The sequence below is a fragment of the Mycobacterium sp. genome (assembly GCF_049280035.1).
Lineage (GTDB): Bacteria > Actinomycetota > Actinomycetes > Mycobacteriales > Mycobacteriaceae > Mycobacterium.
The window spans coordinates 1-2,066 of sequence record NZ_JBAPPI010000775.1 but is presented as its reverse complement, the minus strand read 5'-3'; the positions used below and the strand labels follow the sequence as shown (position 1 = coordinate 2,066).

General features: G+C 66.0%; 2 protein-coding genes. Both read right to left on the bottom strand.

The window, feature by feature from the left end; all coding sequences use genetic code 11:
• On the bottom strand, window positions 1–1,263 hold a 1,263-nt coding region (locus WAN71_RS24805), incomplete at its 3' end, for a fumarylacetoacetate hydrolase family protein (RefSeq protein ID WP_422227867.1).
• A partial coding sequence (gene ligD / locus WAN71_RS24800) for a non-homologous end-joining DNA ligase (RefSeq protein WP_422227866.1) occupies window positions 1,260–2,066 on the bottom strand: 807 nt, incomplete at its 5' end. The genes WAN71_RS24805 and ligD, both read right to left, overlap by 4 nt.

The window sequence follows — 2,066 nt, the reverse complement described above, 5'->3', positions numbered from 1 at the left end:
CACCCGCACCGAGGAGTCCAGCAGTTGGTTGCCGTGGGTGTGGTCACCGTTGGAGTGGGTGATCAGCGCGTCGGTGATCGGCGCGCGGTCGGTGACGGGCCCCATCGCGGCCAGCATTTCGCGGGTCAGCGGCAGGTCGAACAGGGTGTCGACGAGTAGCGACGCACCATCGCCTGCGACGAGTCCGGCGTTGCTCCAGCCGTATCCGCCGTCCGGCAGCATCCAGGCCCACACCCGGTCGCCGACCTCATGCAACCCGCGGGTGTACGGGATTTTCGCCGGCGCCGGGTTCACCCGCTTGGCGGCGGGGACGGCATCCGGGTTGCGCCGCGCCGGTAGTGGTTGCGGTGCAGGGGTTTTGCGGACAGTTTGGCGGGTCTCGCCTAGGCCCTGCACTTTGAGCGTGACGACGTCACCGTCGTGCAGCCAGCCGCGGAAGGATTCCGGGGCCGTCGGGTCGAGGTGCTCGACCAGTGTGCAGGTCGGCACGGTGCCGGATCCGAAGACGTCGCCGGGCCTCAGCATCACTCCGCGGGAGGCGTAGGAGATCACCTCGGCGAAGCTCCAATCCATCGCCGCGGTCGACCCGGAACCGACCACCGTGTCGTTGACCAGGGCGGTCACCTCCAAGCCCAGCTTGCCGTCGCGCCGGTACGGTTCCAGTTCGTCGGGCGTGACCAAATAGGGGCCCAGGGTGACGCCGCTGTCCTTGCCTTTGGCCTGCCCGATCGCCAGTTGGCCTTCCAGCTGTTGCAAGTCACGCGCCGACCAGTCGTTGAAGATCATGTAGCCGACGATCGCCTGCTCGGATTCGTCGACCGACAAGTCTTTGCCCGCTGTACCGATGACCGCGGCGATCTCCAATTCGAAGTCTTGCCAAGCACTTCCGGGTGCCATCGGGGCGTCGTCGTACGGGCCGAGAACTGTCGATGGGCAAGCGAAGTAGAACGCGGGAATCCGGTACCAGGTGTCCTTGAGTACTCGGCCGCCGCCCATCGCCGCCTGACAGTTGCGCATGTGGTCGAGAAAACACAGGCTGTCGCGGATCGACGGCGGCCGCGGGATCGGCGCCGCCAGCGTCACCTGGTCGAGCGGCACGGCGGGCGCCGAACGCAGGGCATCCTCCCCCGCTTCCTGCAGGCCGGCGGCGCCGTGCGCGATGAGTTCGAGCAAGCTCACTGCAGGCTGCAGCGGGTGGATCGCATCACCGGACAGCACTCCAGTCCGTTCGCCGTCAGCATTTCGGTATGTCAGCCACTTCATTCGCGCACCACCTCACTCGGTTCCTTGTCCGGTCGCAACCCACGCCAGCTGGGCTGGCGCAGCCGATCGTCAGAGGTCCACTCGCTGTACCGGACTTCCCCGACCAGCGTCGGCTTTACAAACGTCACTCCCTTTGCGTCCGTCGTGGAAAGCGGTGCGTCGAAGGGGGATTCGTCGGTGTGCAAGGGCTCCAGCGTTTTCTTCAGCCTGACCAGGTCGCGTTCTGTGAACCCGGTCCCGACCCGCCCGGTGAAATGCAGCCCACCCGCAGCCGGAATGCCCATCAACAGCGAGCCGATGCCGCTGGTGCGCCCGCCCTCGCCGGCCCGCCATCCGCCGATGACGACTTCCTGGGTGTTCCAATATTTGTCCTTGATCCACGACGCCGAGCGGCGACCCGGCTGATAAGTGGAGTCGCGTTTCTTCGCGATTACGCCCTCCCACTGGCGCTTTCGCGAGTAGTCGAGCGCGTTGGCGCCGTCACCGGGCAGCGGGTCGGGAACGATCAGGCCGCCTGCGCCGGCCAGGGTTTCCAGCAGTTGGCGCCGATCGCGGTAGCGGGCCCGCAGCAACGAACGTCCATCCAGATACAGCAGGTCAAATGCCCAAAACTCGATATGGGTGGCCCGGGCCCGGTTCTGCATTTCGGTGAATCGCGGTACACCGGAGGCGTCGAGGGCGACGACCTCCCCGTCGAGAACGACATGATGATCACCGAGATCATCTGCCAGCGAACGCAATTGGGGGTATTCCTTGGTAACCTCGCGTCCGTTGCGCGATCGCAGCCGCACTGTGCCGTGATC